The sequence below is a fragment of the Bacillus aerius genome (genome assembly GCF_029894105.1).
Taxonomy (GTDB): domain Bacteria; phylum Bacillota; class Bacilli; order Bacillales; family Bacillaceae; genus Bacillus; species Bacillus altitudinis.
Window position 1 is genome coordinate 2,251,223 of the sequence record NZ_JARYHO010000001.1, and the last position, 21,062, is coordinate 2,272,284.

Here is a 21,062-nt window from a genome sequence, read left to right on the forward strand (position 1 = left end):
AACAAGAAGAGTCCTTCGTCTTAACGCTTGTAATTCCAATCATCTGTGGCGTATTTCGTTTTGGCGAGGTGTTGAACAAATGCCAACTCTTCATCTGTCAGCTCATAAGGCACAAGCTCGATATTTAATCCTTTTTCAAACCCTCGTTTAAATGCAACACGCGCATCGTCTATCGTACATGTTCGATCTGAAATTTCATTGATCGCCACCGCTTTGTTTTTAAAGCTGCGCTGCATCCGCTCTCTCACCCGGTCGTTTGGATACAGAAATAAATCAAACAATTTGTCCTCATCAAGATCAATTAAGATCGAGCCATGCTGGAGGATCACACCTTTTTGTCTTGTTTGCGCACTGCCTGCTACTTTTCTGCCTTCTACAACAAGTTCGTACCATGAAGGCGCATCAAAACATACAGACGATCTTGGATTTTTTAAGCTTTCTTTTTCTTTTTCTGTACGAGGAATGGCAAAATATGCATCGAGTCCTAGTTCTTTAAAGCCCTCTAAAATCCCTTCTGAAATGACGCGGTATGCCTCTGTCACCGTCGCTGGCATCTCTGGGTGCTCTTCTGACACGATCACACTGTAAGTCAATTCCTGATCATGAAGAACGCCGCGGCCTCCTGTAGGCCTGCGAACAAATCCAAGACCATAGCGCTCAACCGCTTCCATGTTGATTTCTTTTTCAACATGTTGAAAATATCCAACAGATAATGTCGCTGGATTCCAACCATAAAAACGGATAACAGGCGGGATCAGCTTCTCGCTATGCCAATAAAGCAAGGCTTCGTCCATTGCCATGTTAAAGGCAGGGTCTTGGTTTCCTGTATCAATGAAACACCATTTCTCTTTTTGCATATAAAATCCCTTCTCTTTTACGTAGTCAATGTTAGATGACGGTGGTGACCACCGATTTTCTCTCTTCATCAGTCTATCAAATAGGGAAGGAATTGAAAATAATTCTTACCATTTATGATGACAAGTTTCTTTTGCTTTACTATAATAGTATTTGTCTAAAACGTACCATCAGACAGGTGACTGTGCTGATGCTCAAGAAGGAGTCGAGTCGTATTGCCAATATTCAACTATATCGTCCTCTCACTTTGTGGACTTTTCGTTCTTTATTCCATCGGCAGTTACATTTATCAGCAGCGCATAATGAAAACGCTGACGGAAGCAGAATTTATCAAAGGTTACCGCAAAGCCCAACTCATTGATGTGAGAGAACCAAATGAGTTTGAAGGTGGACATATTTTAGGCGCAAGAAACATTCCCCTTTCACAATTAAAGCAGCGCAAAAATGAAATACGCCCTGACAAGCCTGTTTATCTCTATTGCCAAAATAATTTGAGAAGCGGAAAAGCTGCTCAAACGTTACGTAAAAATGGCTGTCGTGAGATTTATAATTTAAAGGGCGGCTTTAAAAAATGGGGCGGCCGCATTAAAACAAAGAACTAACAAAAAAGACTCTGGGAGCTATTGCCCCCATGAGTCTTTTTATTTTCTTTCAAAAACCAGCACTGGATTCCGTGCAGCCTTTGTTTCATCCATTCGTTTCACAACGGTTGTATGTGGTGCTTCCTGTACGATTTCTGGGTTCTCTTCCGCTTCTTTTGCAATTTGAATCATCGCTTCAATAAATGCATCAAGGGTTTCTTTTGATTCTGTTTCAGTTGGTTCAATCATGATACATTCCTCTACATTTAGCGGGAAGTAAATCGTTGGCGGATGATAGCCAAAATCAAGTAATCGTTTGGCAATATCCAGTGTCCGCACACCTAGTTTCTTTTGACGTTTACCTGAAAGGACAAATTCATGCTTACAGTGACGGTCAAATGGCAAATCATAATGAGCACATAAGCGGCGCATCATATAGTTTGCATTTAACACCGCATGATCAGTTACAGCCTTTAAGCCGTCTGGTCCCATAGAGCGGATATACGCATACGCTCTGACATTGATGCCAAAGTTCCCATAGAACGGTTTCACACGGCCGATGGATTCTGGACGATCGTAATCAAAGAAATAACGACCTTCTTTCTTCACAAGCACTGGCTTTGGCAAATATGGAATCAAATCCTTTTTCACGCCAACTGGACCTGAACCAGGGCCTCCTCCTCCGTGTGGACCTGTAAAGGTTTTATGAAGATTTAAGTGAACCACATCAAATCCCATATCCCCCGGTCTTGCTCTGCTTAATACAGCATTTAAGTTCGCTCCATCATAATAAAGCTTCCCGCCTGCTCCGTGGACGATTTCAGCCATTTCTAAAATATTTTCTTCAAAAAGGCCGAGTGTATTTGGATTTGTGAGCATGAGAGCCGCCGTTTCTTCATTGACAACACGGCGCAGGTCGTCTAAATCGACAAGCCCATGTTCATTAGATGCCACCGTAATCGTTTCAAATCCTGCTACTGTTGCAGATGCGGGATTTGTTCCATGAGCAGAATCAGGCACGATGACTTTTGTTCGTTTAAGATCTCCTCTTGCTTCATGGTATGCACGAATCATCATGAGCCCCGTCCATTCGCCATGTGCTCCTGCCGCAGGCTGTAATGTCACGGCGTCCATTCCTGTAATTTCTTCTAAATGGTCACCTAAATCATAAAGTAACTCTAATGCACCTTGCACAGTGTCTGCCTCTTGAAGTGGATGCACATGCGAGAAACCTGCAAGACGTGCCACCTTTTCGTTAATCTTTGGATTATATTTCATCGTACAAGAGCCTAGAGGATAAAAGCCAGAATCGACCCCGTGATTACGCCTAGATAATGCTGTGTAGTGACGCATAATATCCAGTTCAGAAACCTCTGGCAGCTCCGCATCTTCATGGCGGATATACGCTTCATCAAATAAATCTGGGAGCTTCTCCTCAGGTACGTCTAAATCAGGCAGGCTGTAACCAATTCTTCCTTCTTTGGATAATTCAAAAATAAGCGGCTGATCTTGTTTATTCATGACGATCCCCCAATTCCTTGATGAACGTATCAATTTCTTCTTTTGTTCTTAGTTCTGTCACAGCGACGAGCATATGCTGCTGAAGCTCTGGATAATCCCGTCCCAAGTCATATCCGCCGATGATTCCTTTTTTAAGCAATCGCTCATTCGCTTCTTTCACAGGTTCATTCAGTTTCAACACAAATTCATTAAAATGAGCGCCCTCTATTTCAGCCTGTAACCCATGTTTTTCTGCCTGCGTCTTGGCATAATGGGCTTTTTGTACGTTTTGATAGGCAATGTCTTGGATACCTGTTTTCCCAAGCGCCGTCATCGCAACAGAAGCGGCTAACGCATTTAATGCTTGGTTTGAACAAATATTTGAAGTCGCTTTGTCTCTTCGGATATGCTGCTCGCGCGCTTGAAGGGTCAGCACAAATCCTCGCACACCGTTCTCGTCTTCTGTTTGCCCGACTAAACGCCCCGGCACTTTCCGCATTAATTTTTTCGTCACAGCGAAATATCCACAATGAGGTCCGCCAAATGCAGCTGGAATGCCAAATGGCTGCGCATCACCAACGACAATATCTGCCCCAAGCTTTCCTGGTGGTGTCAGTAAACCAAGTGCAAGCGGGTTACTTGAGACGATGAATAAACTTTTCCCTTTATGCGCAATCGGTTCAATGTCCTTTAATGGTTCAACAACACCGAAGAAGTTTGGGTATTGTACAAGGACCGCTGCTGTTTCGTCGCAGACGGCTTCTTCTAATGCGGCTAGATCGGTCTGACCTTTTCGCGCAGGTACCTCGACGACTTCAATATGCTGTCCTTTCGCATATGTTTTCAGCACCGCTCTTGATTCAGGATGAACCGTCTCAGATACCACAATCTTTTTCTTCTTTGTATGTCCTGCAGCCAGCATCGCCGCTTCAGCTAATGCCGTTCCGCCATCATACATCGAGGAATTGGCAAGATCCATACCGGTCAGCTCAGCAATCATTGTTTGAAATTCAAAGATTGCCTGCAATTCACCTTGAGAAATTTCAGGCTGATAAGGTGTGTACGCTGTATAAAATTCAGAACGTGAAATCACATGGTCGACAATCACAGGCTGGTAATGATCATACACACCAGCACCTAAAAACGAGGCATAAGCCACTGTATCTTTATTTTTTGCAGCAAGACGAGACAATTCCCGCACTAGCTCTGTTTCAGATGCGGCTTCTTTGATGTTGTACGCACCTTTGAATCTGACTTTCTCTGGGATATCTGAGAAAAGCTCATCAATTGACTGAACACCGATGACATCCAGCATTTCTTTTTGATCTTGCTCTGTTTGCGGCAAATACCTGTGCTTCATCCTCTATTCCTCCTCGTTATTTGGCTCTTTTATAAAATGGTGTAGCGACGATTTTGGCTTTTAGACGTTTTTTACGAACTTGCACTTCCACTTCTGTCCCAAGCTGCGCCTCTGATGTTTCAATCAAGGCAAGCCCAATATTTTTCTTTAATGTTGGAGATTGTGTACCGGTTGTGACTACACCAATCTGCTTATCTCCTGAGAAGACCGGATAGTCTGTCCGCGGTATCCCCTTATCTATCATTTCAATCCCGACAAGCTTTCGTTTCGGTCCTTCTTCTTTTTGTTTTTTAAGTGCATCTTTTCCGATAAAATCTGCTTCTTTATCCGTTTTAACAGCAAAACCAATGCCGCCTTCTAAAGGAGAAATATCCTTCGTAAGCTCTTGGCCATAAAGCGGGAGTCTTGCTTCAAATCTTAAGGTGTCACGTGCACCGAGTCCACATGGGATCAGTCCTTTCGGCTGTCCGGCTTCTAATAAAGCGGTCCAAAGGTGAACAGCATCTTCTGACTGGCAGTAGATTTCAAAGCCATCTTCTCCTGTGTAACCGGTTCTTGAGACAAGCACCTCTTTTTGCGCAATTATCGCTTTTGATAAAAACGTAAATGGCTTCAGTGATGTTACCTCTTCATCCGCAACATCTTTGATGATGTCAGCAGCAAGAGGTCCTTGAAGGGCTAACAAGGCGGTTTGATCAGAGACATTTTTAATGAAAACGCCTTCCTCACCTTGATGTTTCAGCAGCCAATCCACATCTTTTTCAATATTTGAAGCATTGATCACAAGTAAATAGTTGTTCTTTTCTTTTTGGTAGACAAGCAGATCATCCACCGTTCCGCCATCTTCATAACACATGGCTGTATATAGTGCCTTACCGTCTGTCAGCTTTGACAGATCATTGGTTAATAACCTTTGTAAAAAAGGAAGGGCTCCCTGACCTGTGACTTCCACCTCACCCATGTGAGACACGTCAAACAGCCCTGCTTTTGTTCGAACAGCTTCATGTTCTTCTTTAATGGAAGAAAATTGGACAGGTAATTCCCAGCCCCCGAAGTCAATGGTTTTTGCGCCAAACGTTTCATACGCATGAAAAAGCGGTGTTCGTTTCAACATCAATCGTTTCCCCCTTTTTTCTTACAGTGCACATCACAAGCTGAATTTTCAGAAAAAAATCACAGCAAAAAAGGACAGAGCGCTCCCTTTTATCAAAAAGAAGTCTCTGTCCTTGCACCTGAAAGTTTACAGCACAACATCATTGTGCGTTTTCCCCTTTGGTGGTTTGCTAAAAATCGCTGCGCAAACACTCTCCAGAGTTGCGTCCGGTAAGAGTACTTTTGCCTGAGAGATTCACTGAACCAATTCAGCTTGCTCCTTCGGCGCCTGTCAGTGCAAAATAACCGCTAGGTCTCTCCCCATACCATCATCCGCTCATATTCTTCACCTTTATTGGACATACTATCAAAATGGGTGACTTATTCTCTAGATCACTTACCAACATCCTACCATTAGAAATGGATGAAGAGCAACAGAAAAATCATTAACATTTTTAAAATAATCATTCATTATCGTTCGCCTTTATTGATATATAACATCTTTTAAATCGCTATGAAAAAATGAAGCGTTTAAAAACAGAACGATTTTATCATCACTCTACCAGAAAGGCAGGCGGTCACATTGAATATTCAAACGATATTTGATCAAAAATGGGCAAGTGAATTTCAAAAGCGGCTTACAGCAGACGGTCCCTGGGCGAATTGGGATATGTACCGTTTAGCAGCACAAGTACAAAAAGTGACAGCCATTGATTCATTTGAAGGACTGCAAGCACCTGCGCACCTGCCTGCATTTACTCCTTTAAAACACCAGCTCGAAGTCGCTAGAAGAGTCGTAGAAGAGATGAATGGGAAAGCCATTTTAGCAGATGAAGTGGGTCTTGGAAAAACCGTTGAAGCAGGACTGATTATCAAAGAATACATGATTCGCGGACTTGCCAAAAAGATTCTCATTCTCGTACCCGCCTCCCTTGTGTCCCAATGGGTACAAGAACTGCGGACAAAATTTTACATAGATGCTGTCGAGCAAAAGAAGAGCTATGTGTGGGAGCAGTGCGATGTTGTGGTTTCCTCAATTGATACAGCCAAAAGACAGCCACATCGAGACACGATCTTATCCATCTCCTACGATATGGTCATTATTGATGAAGCACACAAACTGAAAAACAATAAAACGAAAAACTATGAGTTTGTGAGAAATTTGAATAAAAAGTTCTGCTTACTGCTCACAGCCACACCTATCCAAAATCGAATAGGAGAAATTTTTAATCTCGTTTCTCTGTTGAAGCCAGGCCATTTAGGTAATGAAACACAGTTTAAAGACCTCTTTGCCAAAAAAGACCTTCAACTTGAGGACCATGACCGGCTAAAACAGTTAGTCAATAAAGTCATGATTCGGAACCGGAGACAAGACACTGGCATCGAATGGTCAAAGCGGCATGTAAAGACGATTTCTATTGATTTCTCCCCTACAGAACAAGCACTATATGATGAAATTTGTAAGTTAAAAGAAAACCCTTCCTATACGAAGCACATGTTTTCAATTATGACCTTAGAACGAGAATGCTGTTCGAGTCGTGAGGCTGTCTATATGACCATTAAAAAAATGCAAGAAGAGGAAAAACACATTCTAGGTGCTTCTGCGATAATGCACATCATGGAGAAAATCAACCAGGTAGAACAAAATTCTAAAGCACTTGAAGTCGTTAAACTCATTCAGCAATTAAATGAAAAAGTCATTATCTTCACTGAATACCGCGCGACACAAATTTATTTGCAATGGTTTCTCCAGCAAAACGGCATCAGTTCGGTTCCTTTTCGAGGCGGGTTTAAACGGAGTAAAAAAGACTGGATGAAAGATTTATTTAGAGAGCGGGCGCAAGTGCTCATTGCGACAGAAGCAGGCGGCGAAGGGATCAACCTTCAGTTTTGCAACCAAATCATCAACTACGACCTTCCGTGGAACCCAATGCGCTTGGAACAAAGAATTGGACGTATTCACCGGCTCGGTCAAGAGCGGGATGTCCACATTTACAATATGGCAACTAGCGGGACAGTTGAAGAACATATTTTAAAACTTTTATATGAAAAAATTCAGCTGTTTGAAAACGTCATTGGCGATCTAGATGATATTTTAACCCGAATTGATATCCAAGATGCTGAAACAGAATTGCATCAAATTCTCTTCCAACACGAGTCTGACGTAGACATGAAAAAGAAATTAACCCAATTTGCTTCCTATTTAACAGAAGCACAAACACCGCTTTTAGAAGAAAGACAGCAAGGTTCATAAAGGAGAGTTGACCAATGGAGCAGCGCGAGATTCACACATTTCTTCTCCGTTTCTTTCAGGCAAATCAATGCGACATACTTGAAGAAAGTGCAGGGCACATGACCGTACAGCTGACAATCGAAATGGATAAATTGATCATGAACCGTCCTTTTTATTGGCATTGGCTCGAAAAAACGGGAGGCGTACCTGAGCCGCGGCAATTGACTTTGATCACTGATCAAAAAAAAGCTGATGACTCGGTCGAAGGAGAATTTGTCCACTTCGGCTCCCCTCGTTTATTCCAAATATTCGAGGTTGTGAAACAGCAAGGCCGTTTTATTCGGCTGTACGAAAAAGTCAGACCGCTCACAAACAGCCAGATCGCGCTGGAGCCGTGGCTTGGTCTCAATGTCAAAATATCCTATCTGGCAGACCGTAAAAAAGACAAACTGCTGTCTCTTGGACTTCATCTAATACGTGGAGAAGTCATCGAACAATTTCAAGAGAAGCTGGAAGCGCGTGAGCTATCGTCTCAAATTCCTGATTATTGCTTCACAATGAGTACGATGATTAAGCCAGAGAGCGGCGTCAAACGGCTTTACAGCCTGATGGAACGTTATGCCAATGAAGAGCCGGATGATTGGGCGGTAAGAGCTGTTCAAAAGTGGAAAGAAGACTCGGAACTTTTAAACCAATTTTATGAAGGGACTTCAGACACATCTGTAGAATATGAAATAGAAAGACAAGCACTTAAAACTTTATACGAACCAAAAATCAGTCTTACGATTGAAAATGGCGGACTTTTTTACTTACAGCAAAAAAGAGGAGGCTGACTTAGCGAGTCTCCCTCCCTTTCATGTGATATCAAATTTTCGATCAATCAAAAGCAACGTTTGTCTGTTTGTATTGGGCGGAAACATGACGCAAGCAATCTATGAAGTCTTATCACCTGTGTTTTTCCATTTCATGCGTTAAGTGCCTGAAATACACGATTCAGTATTTTAGGAGGGTATTTGTATGGAAAAGAAAACGAAGTTATTAGACAGTGAATGGGTTCAATTATTACGCGAAGCGCGCAAAGCAGGACTAACAGTAGAAGAAGTCCGTCATTTTCTCAAATCACGCGAAAAGTCCTCTGAGTCTCCCCCTATGGCAAGAAGTCATTCTATCAAACCTTTCTGAATGTGCTATAATATCGAAAGGAAGGTGATGACATTGATTGGCCAGCGTATTAAACAATACCGCAATGAAAAAGGCTACTCACTATCAGAACTGGCCGAAAAGGCTGGGGTAGCGAAGTCTTATTTAAGTTCAATAGAAAGAAACTTGCAAACAAACCCCTCCATTCAATTTCTTGAAAAAGTCTCCGCTGTTCTGGACGTCTCGGTTCATACACTGTTAAACGAAAATGATGAAACCGAATACGATGGTCAATTAGATAGTGAATGGGAAAAACTAGTTCGAGATGCAATGACATCAGGGGTTTCGAAAAAGCAATTTCGTGAATTTTTAGATTATCAAATCTGGAAAAAAAAGCAAGAAGAGGAGTAATGCGCATATTTTAGCGCATACTCCTCCAATTGCTATGCAGATCTTGTTATCAGTCTAAAGACTGACTTTATTTTTTATCTTCGCTGTGTGCTTTTTCGTTTTCTTTCACGTAGCCTTTTTCATCCGTATGCTTTTTTGGATTGATCGTTAAACCATTCCACTGAGTCGCTTCGAAGGAAAGATCAACTTGAATCGCATCGCCTTGGTATTTATTTTGGATATAGTTACCCGCTTTATCCTTCGTCTGGTCATTGACAAATTCAATGATCATTTCCATTTTATCGTAATCAAACGGATTCTTTGGAATGCCGTCATACTCTGGAGCTGTTGATCCATCAACGGTGGCAACATTAATTTTACCACTTTCATGTAAAAACTTCTCATCGACGGCATGACGAAGCTTTTCAAATGCGGTCTGATCCTGCTTTGACGTTAATAGATGCAGGTCAAGCAGGTTTGCATGGTCTAAAATAATATTTTTCGGGTATCCATTCCCACCTTCGGCTCCAACCGTTAGAACACTCACCTGAAATTGGCTGAGGAATTCTTCAGCTGTATTCTTCCCGCCATTCTTCGCTGATGTTCCATCTTGAAACTGGCTATAATCGAGACTCATCAGCACTTGATTAATTGCAAGAGACCCTTTATTTTCAAAATTAAATTCCTTCTTTATACGGTCACCGGGTTTTATGTTCGCAAGGTTGATGGCGCCGGAATTCTCTTTTGCAGATAGATTCAGCTCTCCTGTAGAGTAGACCGCGTTTGCCGTCTCAACATCATTAAATGCAGCCCACGTTCCCCCGCCAATTAAAGCAAGACCTAACGCTCCCGATAAAACACCTAAACGAATTGATTTTTTCATTGCCATGATTGAACCCCCTAATAAATTGTTTTATTGAAACCTGATTTAGGTTACAAACGAAAATTTATACTTGTTCCTCTGACATATGTAACTCAGCCGTATGTCTTCGATGTTTGGCGGCACCAACAAAATGAATGGTTGAATAAACAAGCAGCATCACCCCTGGAATAATGAGCAAAAGAGCGGTCCCAGCAGAAGTTCCTGCATACGAAAGAAGCTTTCCTGCATAAGGAATCTTCACGCCCGTATACTGCGCAGTCACTTGATTCGCTTTGACGAGCGTGCCGTCTTGATACATATTGTGGTCTCCTTTTGTCTCAAAGGCTTTATTTACTCCTTTTCCTTTCACCCCAACAATGCGGTGAGTCACAAAGGATTGGTCTTGCTTCGTTTGAAACGTAATAATATCCCCTTTTTTGAGTGTTTCAGGTGAGGTGACATGTTTCACAACAATCAATGAACCAGTCGAAAATTCCGGTTCCATTGATCCAGATAATACTTGCTTGAACTCATAACCAAAAATCTGAGGATCTCCGCCTGTTGTCCTTGATGACAACACGACAATAATACACACAATCATCATCGTGAAGACCAGCGCGTAAAGAATACTCCCAGACATTTTCATCCACTTTTTCATACCTTTCTCCCCTTTACATATCATATTTCATTCAGCAGGCAACCCCTATTTAGGACGCCTTTTCTTGACAGTTTGAAAGCTGTATATGTTGAGACGTAAAGAATGGCTTTTCAGAACCACCAAACCCTTTAGGATAATAGATTTTAAACACATAGATTCCATTTGTTTTTGCTTTAACTGCCGTGACAGTCGTCATTTCTTCTGATGAGAGGGACTGTATAGCACCTTTTTCAATAACATGGCCATCTTGTAATGGCATCTGAACACTCTCTACTTTATGTAGTTCCCACTTCCATTCAGAGTGCACGATGGGTTGTCCAATATTTTTTAGTGACATGCTCAGCTTTTGAGGCGCACAGACTGTCCCCTCAATGATCGTTTGATCGATCAGTTTCAAATGACTTCTATCCCATTTCTTTGGCTGGCAATGCTGATCTGTCTCTTCGAAATTTTCACATGTTTTCATGACAAAATTCGAATGCTCGACATCGTTAAAAGAAGCGTTAGTAGACGTAATAAAAAAAGAAGTGAAAATCAAACAAATAGCACAAAATAGTACAAAGAGCGGCTGTTTCATTGAATCTTTCAACTCCTTGAACAATTGTTCTTTAAAAAGAACGATTACACTCAGTATAAGGAATTACCTATAAAATCCAAAACGTCAAATTAGTCCATTTTGTTCTTAAACAAGAACATTACCGAGAAAATTCTTCCATTTTCTCATTCTTTCGCCATATTCAATATTTTTTTCTGTGACATTTGTACTTCTTAAAAATTTACATAAAAGTGCAGGATTTGGTCAGGATAATAATTGGTGAGGTGATGTTAGTTGAAATATGGAAGAATCATGATCATGCTCAGTTTACTGTTAAACCCTTTGATCCAAAGCGCCCATCTAGCGGAGGCAAAAGGAATCACTGCTGCCGCAGATCAATGGGAAACAAGGGCAGTCAAAGAAGCAAAAAAACGGTATCCGTTAGCACATGTTTTATTCAAACAAAAAGTGTGGGATCGGCACCGGGAGAAAGAATCCGTGAAGCAATACCATATTACGTTGAAAGATCAGGCCAAAGAATTTGGGGTATATGTCACCATTTCCTATAACCCTTACTCGAACAAGGTCAATAAAGTCATTGTTGTGGAAGAATACAGCTAAAATGGCATGAAAAAAACCGCCTGCTGGCGGCTTTTTACTTTTGTCGATGACGTTGACGTTTTTTTAGCATCATTGAGAAGCCAAAAGGCAGAACACCGAATAAACGCTGAGAAAATGGTGGTTTTGTCTCCATTTTTTCCTGTTTATGTTCTTTCCGCTCGTCACGTGGTGTATTCATATATTTAATGATTTCCTGCGTCATATATTTTACATAATCATTTGTCTTCATCGAACACTCACCTCTTCTTCCTTAAAGTGTTACCAAGAAGAGTATCGTTTTATACACTCGCTAATAAGTGCTGATCCATTGATTGATTTCTCCTGTCTCCTTATTCATCTCTAGTTCCCGCTCGTCAGTTACACCACCCTTTGTCTCGATATTAACCAAGAGCCGGACTAGCTTTTTTCTGTCATCGCACCCAATTCGCTTCAACGTCACTCGACCTTCTTCTGTGACAATTGGGCTCAATGGCTGATCACAAATACGATTTAATTTGTTTGCAGCTTCATTTAGTCCCATTCGAAATAACTGCTGTTTTTGATAAAAAGAAATCGTGAGCTCTGCACTTTTCAACTCTTTTTGAAACCCAATGGTCATCGAGCCTAGAATCAATAAAAATAAAAGTATGACAGCAAGTACGTGGGGATAAATAAACCCGTCTTCTCTTTTCACGTTTTAGGAATCACTCCTTTGTAAGTGAAAAAAACAGCTTCATGTACTTGACCAAATACATCTGTGACTTGGAGAGTGGTGGTTTGCTCTTTTGTTCTTACATGGAATTGTTTCACCTTTTGTAATAAAGGGAGATGACCTGCCTGATCCGTTCGTTTACGAAGCATCTCTTGATACGGCTCAATCGTCACCACTCGCCCTTGATTTGAAATATACTCCAGTGCTGTTCCATTTTTCACCGCTCTTACAGCGACAGCACAATTTAGCTCCTCCTCTAATTGCAGGACCGTTTGTTTCCACTCCATTTGCGAAAATTTGTTGATTTCTGCAAACGGATGAGCTTTTTCAGCAATTGATAAAAGCAGCATGCAGCCAAAAGAAAGCAGCAAAAATAGCTGCAATTGCCATATTGCTTGAGCGAGTGTAAAGCCTTGTTCATCGCTCCAAATGTCGAAAGCAAATCGTCTTCTTTTTTTGTACTTTGTATGAAACACATCCCTTCTCCTGACCCCAAATGAATTCATATGTGATCTCGCCTCGTTTCTTTGTACTTGATTCATTTTGACCTTCTATAAAAGCTGTATTCATATACTCATGTAAGATTTGATAAGCTTCCAGTTTAGCCCTTAATTCTTCTTTCCCAATTGTCAGTTTTTCAAAGGATGGCACGAGCACAAGAGCAGCAAATAGAAAGAGGTGGCAAGAAAAGAGCATCTCAAACGTACTAAATCCTTTATTGTTGATGAACATGAATCCGCCCGCTCCCTAAGTAAATCGTGAGTTTATATATTTGACTGCCAAATTGAACAATGAGAGAACCGCCGCTATTTGGATGTCCGTTTTTATTAAAGTGAAGGCCTTTTTGAAATGTGGATTGCTTGATGGTGCCTTTTTTGTGTGGATTAGAAGCAATGATCTGCTCACTATTCTGTTCGATGACTTGATAAGATACATTGGGCGGGTGAAACTCAACAGTTACTCGTGTTTTTTTAATAAATGCAGTATAAGATGCCAATTGAAGATCTTGTTTTAGCAAGTTCACTTGCTTTTTTGCTTCAGCACTTTCTAATATATTGGGCACTTTTCCACCTATTATCGATAATAAGATAGAGAAAATCATGACGATCAAGAGCTGTTCAATGAGTGTAAATCCTTTCTCCTGGAAAAGCGATTTATTCATTTTTCACATCGCCGTTTTGAATGAAAATTGCCTTTCCATTCGGACAAGATAATCCTTTTTTGACATAGCCTTCTTTTTCTAATTCAGCTAAAGATGGCGTCTTGCCGTCATGCTCTAATTCATATGCCATTACCTGTGTACTCACCATTGATTTCAGCCCTTCACAGCCCTTTGCTTGAATGCTTTGATGATGCCGAGTGATATTTGGAATGGTGATCAATAAAAGAATGGAGATCACAAGCATGACAATTAACATTTCTAACAGTGTAAATCCTTTATCATTCATGCCTTAGTCCTCCTTTTCACACTTGTTCCATTAGTTGATACATTGGTAAAAGAATAGATAAATACACAATGAGTATAAGAAATGCTGTTAAGCCATAGATGACAGGCTGCAGCCATGAAACCCATTTTTCAATTTTCAATTCTGCATTCTCTAAAAGAAATTGACTATATGTGTACATCTCTCTCGCTAGCATCCCACTTGCTTCCCCATGCTTAATGACAGCCGCAAAATGCCTTTCGAAAAAAGGAGACCGGCTTATTTGATGTTCCATACTCTCACCTTTTCTTAACTCTCCTATCATTTGTTCAGACATTTCTTGAAGGAAGGGTAAATAGGTCTGCTGTTTAAAAGCTTGCAAACTTTCGTAAATCGATAACCCAGCTTGAAGAAGTCCGCTTAGCTGAAGGGAAAAAAGATACGTATGCATCAGCTGCACCCCTTTAAATACCACCGGCAGCCTGCTGATGACTTTCAGTTTCTCAAGGGTCGATTTTTTCTTAAAAAAGAGCTCATAATATCCAAAAAGACAGATACATATACAACCGATCATGAGCAGCAAAGCGTGTAGGAATTGGAAGAGGCCAAACATTCCTTGAATCAGCCATGTCATGCTTGTATTCATAGATGAATATAATAAAGAAAATTGAGGGACGATCATTTGCTGAACAATGATGAGCACAACAAAAACCGTAAACATAAGAAAAATCGGATATCGTAACATACGCTTGAATGTGTCTACCTGCATGATTTTTTTCTCTAGAAAACGGGCGCTTTGTTCAAGAGCTCGCGCTAGGCTGCCATGTTTCTCTGAAAAACAAAGAATAGCGACGGCTTCCCGCTGAAAATGAAGTCGCTCAAGTACAACGTAAAAAGGCTCCCCTTCAAGCAGCCACTGAATGCCTGGCGTTAATCGCTGTTGCTGTTTTTTTGATAACTGAATATTCACCATCGTTAATGCCTCAACCAATGTATATCCAGCTTGAATCAATTGAGCCAGTTTCGATAAGAATTCAGCTTGTTCTTTTTTAGACCAGGCTTTAGAGGTTCGCTTCTTCATAAACCCAGCGATGATATGTGCTTTTTGATAAATAGCCGAGTGCCACTCCTTTCCGAATTAACCTTTGCAGTGTTTCGTATGACGAATGAGCGTATTCTCCTTTTGCCTCTTTGATACACTCACCAAGCTCCTTTCCGTAAAGCAATTCAAATACATTTGTTCGTCTGACTGGCCGATTTAGTTTGCAATAAAGCTCACACGTTTCGCCGCAAAATGGACATGCGAGTTCGATTAACCGCTGAGCAGCAATAGCAACCATTGTTTGTTCGAGTTCATTCACCGTCACACCAAATTCGAGCATTCGATAAAGAGCTCCTTTTGCATTCTTTGCGTGCAATGTGCTCATGACTAAATGACCTGTCAAAGCTGCTCTAATAGCTGTTCTGGCTGTTTCCGCATCTCTTATTTCTCCAAGCACAATCATATCTGGATCATGTCTTAAAATAGCGCGTAAACCTGCCGCATACGTGATACCAGCTTTTTCATTTACTTGAACCTGCAGCACTTCTTCATTTCTTGTTTCCACAGGATCTTCAAGGGTAATAATATTCCGATTAAAATGTTTTTTGGCAAACTGAATCAATGAATAAAGTGTTGTCGTTTTCCCTGAATTTGTTGGTCCTGTAAATAAAATGAGCCCATGCGAATGATTCAGAAACGATAATAATCTCGTTGAAGCCTTCGGGAACAGTGACAAATACTTTGTTTTCGGCACATGATCCTGCGGTAAAATCCGAATCACTAGACTTTCATCATTTACAGTTGGTAGTGTAGAGAGCCGAACAAACACTTGACCGCGCCTTAACATCACAGCCAATGATCCATTTTGTGGTCTCCTTCTTTCACCAATATCCATAGAAGATAAAAATTTGAAATGAGCAATGAGCCGCTCTCCGCTCTTTTTGTCAATGATCCGCTGCTGAATGAGGTCAGCGTCTACACGAAAAGAGACTGAAGCTTCCTTTTCTCTCGGAACAATATGCACATCAGATGCTCTCATGCGGCACGCCTCTTCTAGCAGCTCTTGCCCCAAATATTCAATACCATACAAGTGGTTCACTCCTTTCAGTGACCATATTGTATGATGGCGTAACGTGCCTGACAAAAGCGTATTTCATGATATTCATGCCTGAAAAGGGTTAAAAATGTTCAATTTGAGGTGTATTTCATCTATAAATAACAGAAGGACATATCAAAAAATTTGACTTTTACAACAACGGGTTCCGTTCAGAGGAAAAAATAAAAAAGAAGTGCTATTGGCACCTTTCATTTGGTTCTTTCATTATGGATGATCTGTTACAAGGAGGTGTCTCCAAATATAATCCTCCTTAATAGATTACTGATTTGAAGATAAAGAATATCCTTTCGTGTCTGATTTATGGGTAAAAAAGAGACCAAATCTGTATGCGAATTGGTCATCTCATTCATATGCTCATTATATTGTTTCTCCTTGTCAACGGACCCGTTACTTTTACTAGTAACATTTTTTGGTTCACGTTGCTTCTTGCTGCTGCTCTTCAAAGATACGAAATCCTCTTTTTTCTAAAGCTTTTGCAAGGCTGTGTTCAGTATTTACTTTTGAGAAATCAATACCGAGTTTCACTACAGTTTGAGCGATTTCTGGGCGAATGCCTGATATAATCGTCTCAATTCCTAGCAACTTCGCACTATCAACCACTTTAAACAGCTGATAAGCAACCATCGTATCAACAACGGGAACGCCAGATATATCAATAAATAAATGGGTTAGACGCAGTCTAGATGCCTGTTCTAGTACTGATTCCAAAATGATTTTCGCCCGGTACGTATCAATTTCACCAATCAGCGGCAAAATACCGATCTCTTTTGAAACTGGAATAACAGGCGCACTAAGCTCTTGAATCATTTCTCTTTGTGCATTAAGCTGATTGATTGTCACGCGGTCATACTCTTCTGATAAACGCGCAATCATGTCATCAAATGTGGCGTGAAAATGCTGATTCCAATCGCACACATCTTTGAGTGTCACTTCAAGCTCCGTATGTTGTGTAAAGGTCTCAATTCTGGAACAAAAAATGTGGCGGAACACCTTAAATTGTCCGATGATTTCATATAAAGGTACTTCATGAACAGCTCGATCGCGGGCAATATCAACTGACCACTTTTTTAGATGGTCTTCTACTTTATCTGATAGCGTGACTAACGTTGCTGCAATCGTTTGAATAAATGCTGTGTTTTGTTCTTTCAGCTTCTTTTCTGTCTCCTCTGAAGCATGTTTGGAGTATAATGAGCCTTCTTCTGTTCTTGTTTTCAGCCATTCTTCGGTCATGACAGGGGCTTCTTTAAGAATAAATTCATATAATTGCTCGGATTTTTCATTTTTCATTTCTGTCGTTCGCTCCTTTTTCACTTACAACTAGTGACAACCAACTTTTTATGTATAAATGACCGCAGATGGTGAACAATAGCATTACACGTTTCATATTGGGCTATAGCCAAGTGGTAAGGCAATGGACTTTGACTCCGTGATCGTTGGTTCGAACCCAGCTAGCCCAGTTCAGCACAAAAACGAAGACGGCTGAAACATCATTCAGCTGATCTTCGTTTTTGATTAGGAAACCGATTGATGAATCGCTTTCTTTTTTGAAATTTTCATGAGTTCCCCTGGATTATAGCCGACCACTAATTTATTTCCATCAATGATAATAGGTCTCCGGAGCAGCTTTGGTTTTTCAATGAGAAGCTGAAGTACCTCATTTACTTTTAGATCATTAATATTTAAATTTAAGCTTTTAAAAGCTTGGCTTCGAGTAGCTAAAATTTCATCCATTCCTTCTGTTGTTAAGGAAAGGATTTTTTTCAATTCGTCTAGTGTTGGCGTTTCTCTGAAAAGGTGACGCTCTTTAAAATCAATTTGATTCGCCTTTAACCAATGCTTTGTTTTGCGGCAAGACGTGCAGCTTGGGTATGAATAAAAAGTAATGTCACTCATTAGTCTTCCTCCTTAGGTCGTTAACCTTTTCTCTTATGGACTAAGTACCCTCATGCATTTAGGCATAAACACTTTTTCATCACTTTTTCAAAAAAATTTTTTCTAACGAAAGAATGAATGTTCACACGTTGTCAAAAATGTAAATGTTTACATAACAAGTGATCATCAGCTATAATATGAATCAAAGGGGTTTTTTAAGGGGAGGGAAAGAAATGAATCGCATGTTCCGCGTTCTTGGGTTTTGGACGGGTATTTTTGCTGTCATGTTCTATTTAGGACATATGAAAGATGCATCCTTGCTGTTCTTCGGTCAAACCGTTCTTTTTGTATTTTTATCCTACTTGAATTTATCCGAAAGAATGTATATTTACATTTTCGGAGCGTACTTGACGATTTTCTTTGCCGGATTTACATATTATTCAATTTTCATCATGGTTCCCGGTACCGGACATTAATAGAAAAAAGCATCTCTTTTGAAAGAGATGCTCAGATTGTAGAGAAACTCATGTTTTTCTACAATCTTTTTTATTTTCATCGTAATGATGATGGATGAGATTGAATGAAAAAGGCCTCCCACACACCTAACCTAGCTTCGCTAGATGTGTGGCAATCTTCTTCATGTTCTGACAGGCAGCTGTGAGAAGAACTTGCTCACTCACATTTTGTTTTCCCCTCAACCGGCAGTAGCGAAGCCCGTGCAGTTGTTTTGAATCTGCAAAGCTTCGCTCTATTTTTTCTTTTCTTTTTTTATATAGCTCTTTTCCAGAGACAGATAGACGATTTTGTCTGATCTTTTCTTTATGTTCTTCCCATATGTGTCTTGAGATGACTTTTTGATGATTTTTCGACCTTGTGCATCTTTCAAGGAAAGAACACGATGCACATTTTTTAGGATCTGATTTGTAGAATCGATAACCCTTTCGATCAGTTGTTGTATATAATAGCTTCTCACCATTTGGGCATATGTAATGATCATGTTCAGAGTCATACTTGAATTTCCACTTCTCAAATAAACCTCTTGTTGGATGAAAGCGTCTATGTGCGATGACACCAAAAATACGGCGATCTGATAAACCTTTACAGATTGGGGTCGTCAAATAACCAGAATCAAGGGCAACAGCTTCTACTTGAAAACCAAATCGTGCGATTTGGTGATCCAACCGATCAAGATACGGAACAGAATCATGGACATTACCGGGCGTGATGTGGGCATCCGTGATGATATTGTACTTCATATCCGTTGTACGGTGGTCTAGGTAGAAAAAGCCTTCCGGTTTGTTTTCACGATAAAGATAGCCACTTTCAGGATCAGTCGTACTTTGACGAATGTCTTTTTCCGTTTTCACCTCCTCTTTTACCTTTAAGGGCTTTTTTCCGTGTGCCACCCGATCTTCTTGGATCGCTTCTTCTAAATCATTTATATAGTTCTGGGTATCTTGTTCAATCGTTTTTCTCATATATTTATGTTTATTGGCATTGGCTTTAAGATGAGTTGAATCAGTAAAAAGAACGCGGCCTCCTACCATATCATGATTGATAGCTTGAAGCACAATCTCGTCGAAAATGTCTTGAAAAATCGTTGTATCTTTGAATCGAGTACGACGATTCCAGCTAATGGTCGAGTGATGAGGAACGGGGTCATTGATGTTCAAACCTAAAAACCATCTATACGCCATGTTATAGTAAATTTCTTTTTCAAGTTGTCTTTCAGAACGGATACCGTACAGGTATCCGATAAACATCATTTTGAACAAAATAAGTGGATCAAGAGAAGGACGACCTTTATTCTCGCTATAATACGGTCTTACTTTATCTACGATAAATGAAAAATCAATGTACTGATCAATTTTACGAAGCAGGTGATCCTCTTCGACCAGTTGATCTAGTAATACAAATTCGGCTTCGTGCTGAGACGAATTTCTAGTGTGGAACATGAGAAAAACACCTTCCTTTAGTATGCTTTTCTCTATTATAAAATGGGGTAGTGGAAAATTTAAGGAAAAAAATAAAGCTGTCGAGATTTTCTCGACAGCCTGAGCATCTCTTTTGAAAGAGATGCTTTTTTCGTGCGTGCTATTATAAAGAAAACCCATTGATAAACGGATTTTGCTCCTGTTCTGTAAGCACAGTTGTTTCCTCGCCATGTCCACTTAACACAAGAGTTGATTCTGGCAATGACAACAATTTGTCATGTATCGATTGAAGCAGCACGTCTTGATTACCGCCCGTTAAATCAGTTCTCCCGATACCGCCTTGGAATAAAGTATCACCAGAAATCACAAATCCCTCTTCCGCTGAATAGTAAGACACACTGCCAGGTGAATGACCTGGTGTGTGGAACATTTCTAATGTAAACGATCCAATTTGAAGAGGTCCTTCTGACGTAATCAATTGTTCAGCTTCTTTGACCGTAATTCCGTTACCAATTAGTCGAGCTGAACCGTTTAGCTGAGCATTTGTCAGCCATTCTTTTTCCTTTTCATGGACATAAAGCGGAATTCCCCATTCTTGACGCACCTCATCTGCTGCACCAATATGATCAAAATGGGCATGTGTCAATAAGACAGCAAGTGGTTTCAGCTGTTTTTCTTTCACATAAGAAATTAGCTTTTGCGCTTCGCCGCCTGGATCAAAAATTAAACATTCTCCCTGTTCATTTTTCCAAATATATGCGTTCGCTTGCACATAGCCTAGCGGCATTCTTCTCCAATTCATTTTCATCACCTACTACTTTTTTCATTCTTTTTTATTATGAAGGCTATTCAATAAAAATTCAAACAATCGTCAACTTGAATGTACTCGACAAGCTTTATGAAAACGGTTAAAATGAAAAGAAAGGAAATCAAGGGGATTGATGACAAAGGGGGACTTTCATATGATGCTCGTCATTATTTTTGGTCTAGTCACGATTTTAGCCGCTCTCGGCATCTATCGCTCACTCAAAAAAGTGAACGTACTGGCCATTGCTTTCGCTGGCGCCACATTTTTGGTTTTTGGATGGTTTACCGTCATGACCATCATCTATAGCGGTTATCCAACTGCACATTAAAAGCCTGCAATTAGCAGGC

The 21,062-nt window shown here is 40.5% G+C and carries 27 protein-coding genes, 1 tRNA gene and 2 riboswitches; of the genes, 9 read left to right on the plus strand and 19 right to left on the minus strand.

The genetic code is table 11. The annotated features are described in order from the left end of the window. Window positions 1-20: 20 nt before the first annotated feature. On the minus strand, window positions 21-857 hold the full coding sequence (locus tag M2353_RS11605; protein ID WP_135009237.1) for a lipoate--protein ligase family protein: 837 nt from the start codon (window positions 855-857) through the stop codon (window positions 21-23). A gap of 219 nt (window positions 858-1,076) precedes the next feature. On the opposite strand from M2353_RS11605, the gene M2353_RS11610 reads away from it, so the two are divergent. Then, on the plus strand, window positions 1,077-1,457 hold the full coding sequence (locus M2353_RS11610; RefSeq protein ID WP_024718853.1) for a rhodanese-like domain-containing protein: 381 nt from the start codon (window positions 1,077-1,079) through the stop codon (window positions 1,455-1,457). Window positions 1,458-1,496: 39 nt separating this feature from the next. On the opposite strand, the gene gcvPB is transcribed toward M2353_RS11610, so the two are convergent. The 3 genes from gcvPB to gcvT are packed head-to-tail and all read right to left on the minus strand — an operon-like array spanning window position 1,497 to window position 5,410. Next, complete coding sequence (gene gcvPB, locus M2353_RS11615; RefSeq protein WP_039166001.1) at window positions 1,497-2,957, minus strand: aminomethyl-transferring glycine dehydrogenase subunit GcvPB; 1,461 nt, start codon at window positions 2,955-2,957, stop codon at window positions 1,497-1,499. Beyond that, a complete protein-coding gene (gcvPA, locus tag M2353_RS11620) occupies window positions 2,950-4,296 on the minus strand; it encodes an aminomethyl-transferring glycine dehydrogenase subunit GcvPA (RefSeq protein ID WP_284725456.1) in 1,347 nt (448 codons plus the stop codon). The genes gcvPB and gcvPA overlap by 8 nt, the downstream gene beginning before the upstream one ends. Before the next feature lie 16 nt (window positions 4,297-4,312). Next, entirely contained in the window at window positions 4,313-5,410 is a 1,098-nt protein-coding gene (gcvT, locus tag M2353_RS11625; protein ID WP_073413953.1) for a glycine cleavage system aminomethyltransferase GcvT, read from the minus strand. A gap of 104 nt (window positions 5,411-5,514) precedes the next feature. After that, a riboswitch (glycine riboswitch) is annotated at window positions 5,515-5,610 on the minus strand. Window positions 5,611-5,613: 3 nt separating this feature from the next. Next, window positions 5,614-5,721, minus strand: a riboswitch (glycine riboswitch). A 250-nt stretch (window positions 5,722-5,971) separates the two neighbouring features. Between gcvT and M2353_RS11630 the strand changes: the two genes are divergently transcribed. The 4 genes from M2353_RS11630 to sinR all read left to right on the plus strand — a co-directional run bounded on the left by M2353_RS11630 (window position 5,972) and on the right by sinR (window position 9,172). Then, window positions 5,972-7,642, plus strand: coding sequence for a DEAD/DEAH box helicase (locus M2353_RS11630; protein WP_284725457.1), 1,671 nt, complete (start codon window positions 5,972-5,974; stop codon window positions 7,640-7,642). Between the two features lie 14 nt (window positions 7,643-7,656). Continuing rightward, entirely contained in the window at window positions 7,657-8,454 is a 798-nt protein-coding gene (locus M2353_RS11635; protein ID WP_017367588.1) for a YqhG family protein, read from the plus strand. Between the two features lie 184 nt (window positions 8,455-8,638). Beyond that, window positions 8,639-8,803: an anti-repressor SinI family protein gene (locus M2353_RS11640; protein WP_008342197.1), complete on the plus strand. Its 165-nt coding sequence runs from the start codon at window positions 8,639-8,641 to the stop codon at window positions 8,801-8,803. Window positions 8,804-8,836: 33 nt separating this feature from the next. After that, complete coding sequence (gene sinR / locus M2353_RS11645; RefSeq protein WP_017357978.1) at window positions 8,837-9,172, plus strand: transcriptional regulator SinR; 336 nt, start codon at window positions 8,837-8,839, stop codon at window positions 9,170-9,172. 67 nt (window positions 9,173-9,239) lie between these two features. Here sinR and tasA read toward each other — a convergent pair whose 3' ends face one another. The 3 genes from tasA to tapA are packed head-to-tail and all read right to left on the minus strand — an operon-like array spanning window position 9,240 to window position 11,248. After that, window positions 9,240-10,040: a biofilm matrix protein TasA gene (gene tasA / locus M2353_RS11650; RefSeq protein WP_008342195.1), complete on the minus strand. Its 801-nt coding sequence runs from the start codon at window positions 10,038-10,040 to the stop codon at window positions 9,240-9,242. Window positions 10,041-10,098: 58 nt separating this feature from the next. Further along, window positions 10,099-10,671, minus strand: a complete 573-nt coding sequence (gene sipW, locus M2353_RS11655) for a signal peptidase I SipW (protein ID WP_284725458.1) — start codon at window positions 10,669-10,671, stop codon at window positions 10,099-10,101. Between the two features lie 49 nt (window positions 10,672-10,720). After that, window positions 10,721-11,248: an amyloid fiber anchoring/assembly protein TapA gene (gene tapA / locus M2353_RS11660; protein ID WP_284725459.1), complete on the minus strand. Its 528-nt coding sequence runs from the start codon at window positions 11,246-11,248 to the stop codon at window positions 10,721-10,723. Window positions 11,249-11,500: 252 nt separating this feature from the next. On the opposite strand from tapA, the gene M2353_RS11665 reads away from it, so the two are divergent. Then, a complete protein-coding gene (locus M2353_RS11665) occupies window positions 11,501-11,827 on the plus strand; it encodes a DUF3889 domain-containing protein (RefSeq protein ID WP_284725460.1) in 327 nt (108 codons plus the stop codon). A gap of 34 nt (window positions 11,828-11,861) precedes the next feature. Here the strand turns inward: M2353_RS11665 and M2353_RS11670 are convergent, their stop codons facing one another. From M2353_RS11670 to M2353_RS11710, 9 genes are all read right to left on the minus strand, one after another. Continuing rightward, window positions 11,862-12,056, minus strand: coding sequence for a YqzE family protein (locus tag M2353_RS11670; RefSeq protein WP_008342191.1), 195 nt, complete (start codon window positions 12,054-12,056; stop codon window positions 11,862-11,864). Between the two features lie 60 nt (window positions 12,057-12,116). Then, complete coding sequence (locus tag M2353_RS11675) at window positions 12,117-12,500, minus strand: competence type IV pilus minor pilin ComGG (protein ID WP_024718845.1); 384 nt, start codon at window positions 12,498-12,500, stop codon at window positions 12,117-12,119. Beyond that, window positions 12,497-12,994 (minus strand): competence type IV pilus minor pilin ComGF, encoded by a 498-nt coding sequence (gene comGF, locus M2353_RS11680; RefSeq protein ID WP_034647459.1) that lies wholly within the window; start codon window positions 12,992-12,994, stop codon window positions 12,497-12,499. Before comGF ends, M2353_RS11675 begins: the two co-directional genes overlap by 4 nt. Next, the gene (comGE, locus tag M2353_RS11685; protein WP_284725461.1) at window positions 12,936-13,250 is read right to left on the minus strand and encodes a competence type IV pilus minor pilin ComGE; all 315 of its coding nucleotides are present in this window, start codon (window positions 13,248-13,250) and stop codon (window positions 12,936-12,938) included. Before comGE ends, comGF begins: the two co-directional genes overlap by 59 nt. Next, window positions 13,234-13,680 carry a competence type IV pilus minor pilin ComGD gene (gene comGD / locus M2353_RS11690; RefSeq protein ID WP_284725462.1) on the minus strand — a complete coding sequence of 149 codons (447 nt, stop codon included), beginning with the start codon at window positions 13,678-13,680 and terminating at the stop codon, window positions 13,234-13,236. Before comGD ends, comGE begins: the two co-directional genes overlap by 17 nt. Further along, window positions 13,673-13,966 (minus strand): competence type IV pilus major pilin ComGC, encoded by a 294-nt coding sequence (gene comGC / locus M2353_RS11695; protein WP_024718841.1) that lies wholly within the window; start codon window positions 13,964-13,966, stop codon window positions 13,673-13,675. The genes comGD and comGC overlap by 8 nt, the downstream gene beginning before the upstream one ends. A gap of 16 nt (window positions 13,967-13,982) precedes the next feature. Beyond that, entirely contained in the window at window positions 13,983-15,023 is a 1,041-nt protein-coding gene (gene comGB / locus M2353_RS11700) for a competence type IV pilus assembly protein ComGB (protein WP_041506954.1), read from the minus strand. Continuing rightward, complete coding sequence (gene comGA, locus M2353_RS11705) at window positions 15,004-16,074, minus strand: competence type IV pilus ATPase ComGA (RefSeq protein WP_058336648.1); 1,071 nt, start codon at window positions 16,072-16,074, stop codon at window positions 15,004-15,006. Before comGA ends, comGB begins: the two co-directional genes overlap by 20 nt. A gap of 441 nt (window positions 16,075-16,515) precedes the next feature. Continuing rightward, entirely contained in the window at window positions 16,516-17,388 is an 873-nt protein-coding gene (locus tag M2353_RS11710) for an STAS domain-containing protein (RefSeq protein WP_041506953.1), read from the minus strand. Window positions 17,389-17,487: 99 nt separating this feature from the next. Here M2353_RS11710 and M2353_RS11715 point away from each other — a divergent pair. Next, window positions 17,488-17,558, plus strand: a tRNA-Gln gene (locus tag M2353_RS11715). A gap of 55 nt (window positions 17,559-17,613) precedes the next feature. On the opposite strand, the gene M2353_RS11720 is transcribed toward M2353_RS11715, so the two are convergent. Then, complete coding sequence (locus tag M2353_RS11720) at window positions 17,614-17,994, minus strand: Spx/MgsR family RNA polymerase-binding regulatory protein (protein WP_007501232.1); 381 nt, start codon at window positions 17,992-17,994, stop codon at window positions 17,614-17,616. 212 nt (window positions 17,995-18,206) lie between these two features. On the opposite strand from M2353_RS11720, the gene M2353_RS11725 reads away from it, so the two are divergent. Beyond that, window positions 18,207-18,449, plus strand: a complete 243-nt coding sequence (locus M2353_RS11725) for a DUF2626 domain-containing protein (protein ID WP_003217440.1) — start codon at window positions 18,207-18,209, stop codon at window positions 18,447-18,449. A 126-nt stretch (window positions 18,450-18,575) separates the two neighbouring features. Here M2353_RS11725 and M2353_RS11730 read toward each other — a convergent pair whose 3' ends face one another. Together M2353_RS11730 and M2353_RS11735 are read right to left on the minus strand one after the other, a co-directional pair. Next, window positions 18,576-19,928 (minus strand): IS1182 family transposase, encoded by a 1,353-nt coding sequence (locus tag M2353_RS11730; RefSeq protein ID WP_096880954.1) that lies wholly within the window; start codon window positions 19,926-19,928, stop codon window positions 18,576-18,578. Window positions 19,929-20,070: 142 nt separating this feature from the next. Beyond that, entirely contained in the window at window positions 20,071-20,709 is a 639-nt protein-coding gene (locus M2353_RS11735; RefSeq protein ID WP_017357989.1) for an MBL fold metallo-hydrolase, read from the minus strand. Window positions 20,710-20,869: 160 nt separating this feature from the next. On the opposite strand from M2353_RS11735, the gene M2353_RS11740 reads away from it, so the two are divergent. Next, a complete protein-coding gene (locus M2353_RS11740) occupies window positions 20,870-21,043 on the plus strand; it encodes a DUF2759 domain-containing protein (RefSeq protein WP_003217333.1) in 174 nt (57 codons plus the stop codon). The last annotated feature ends 19 nt before the right edge of the window (window positions 21,044-21,062 follow it).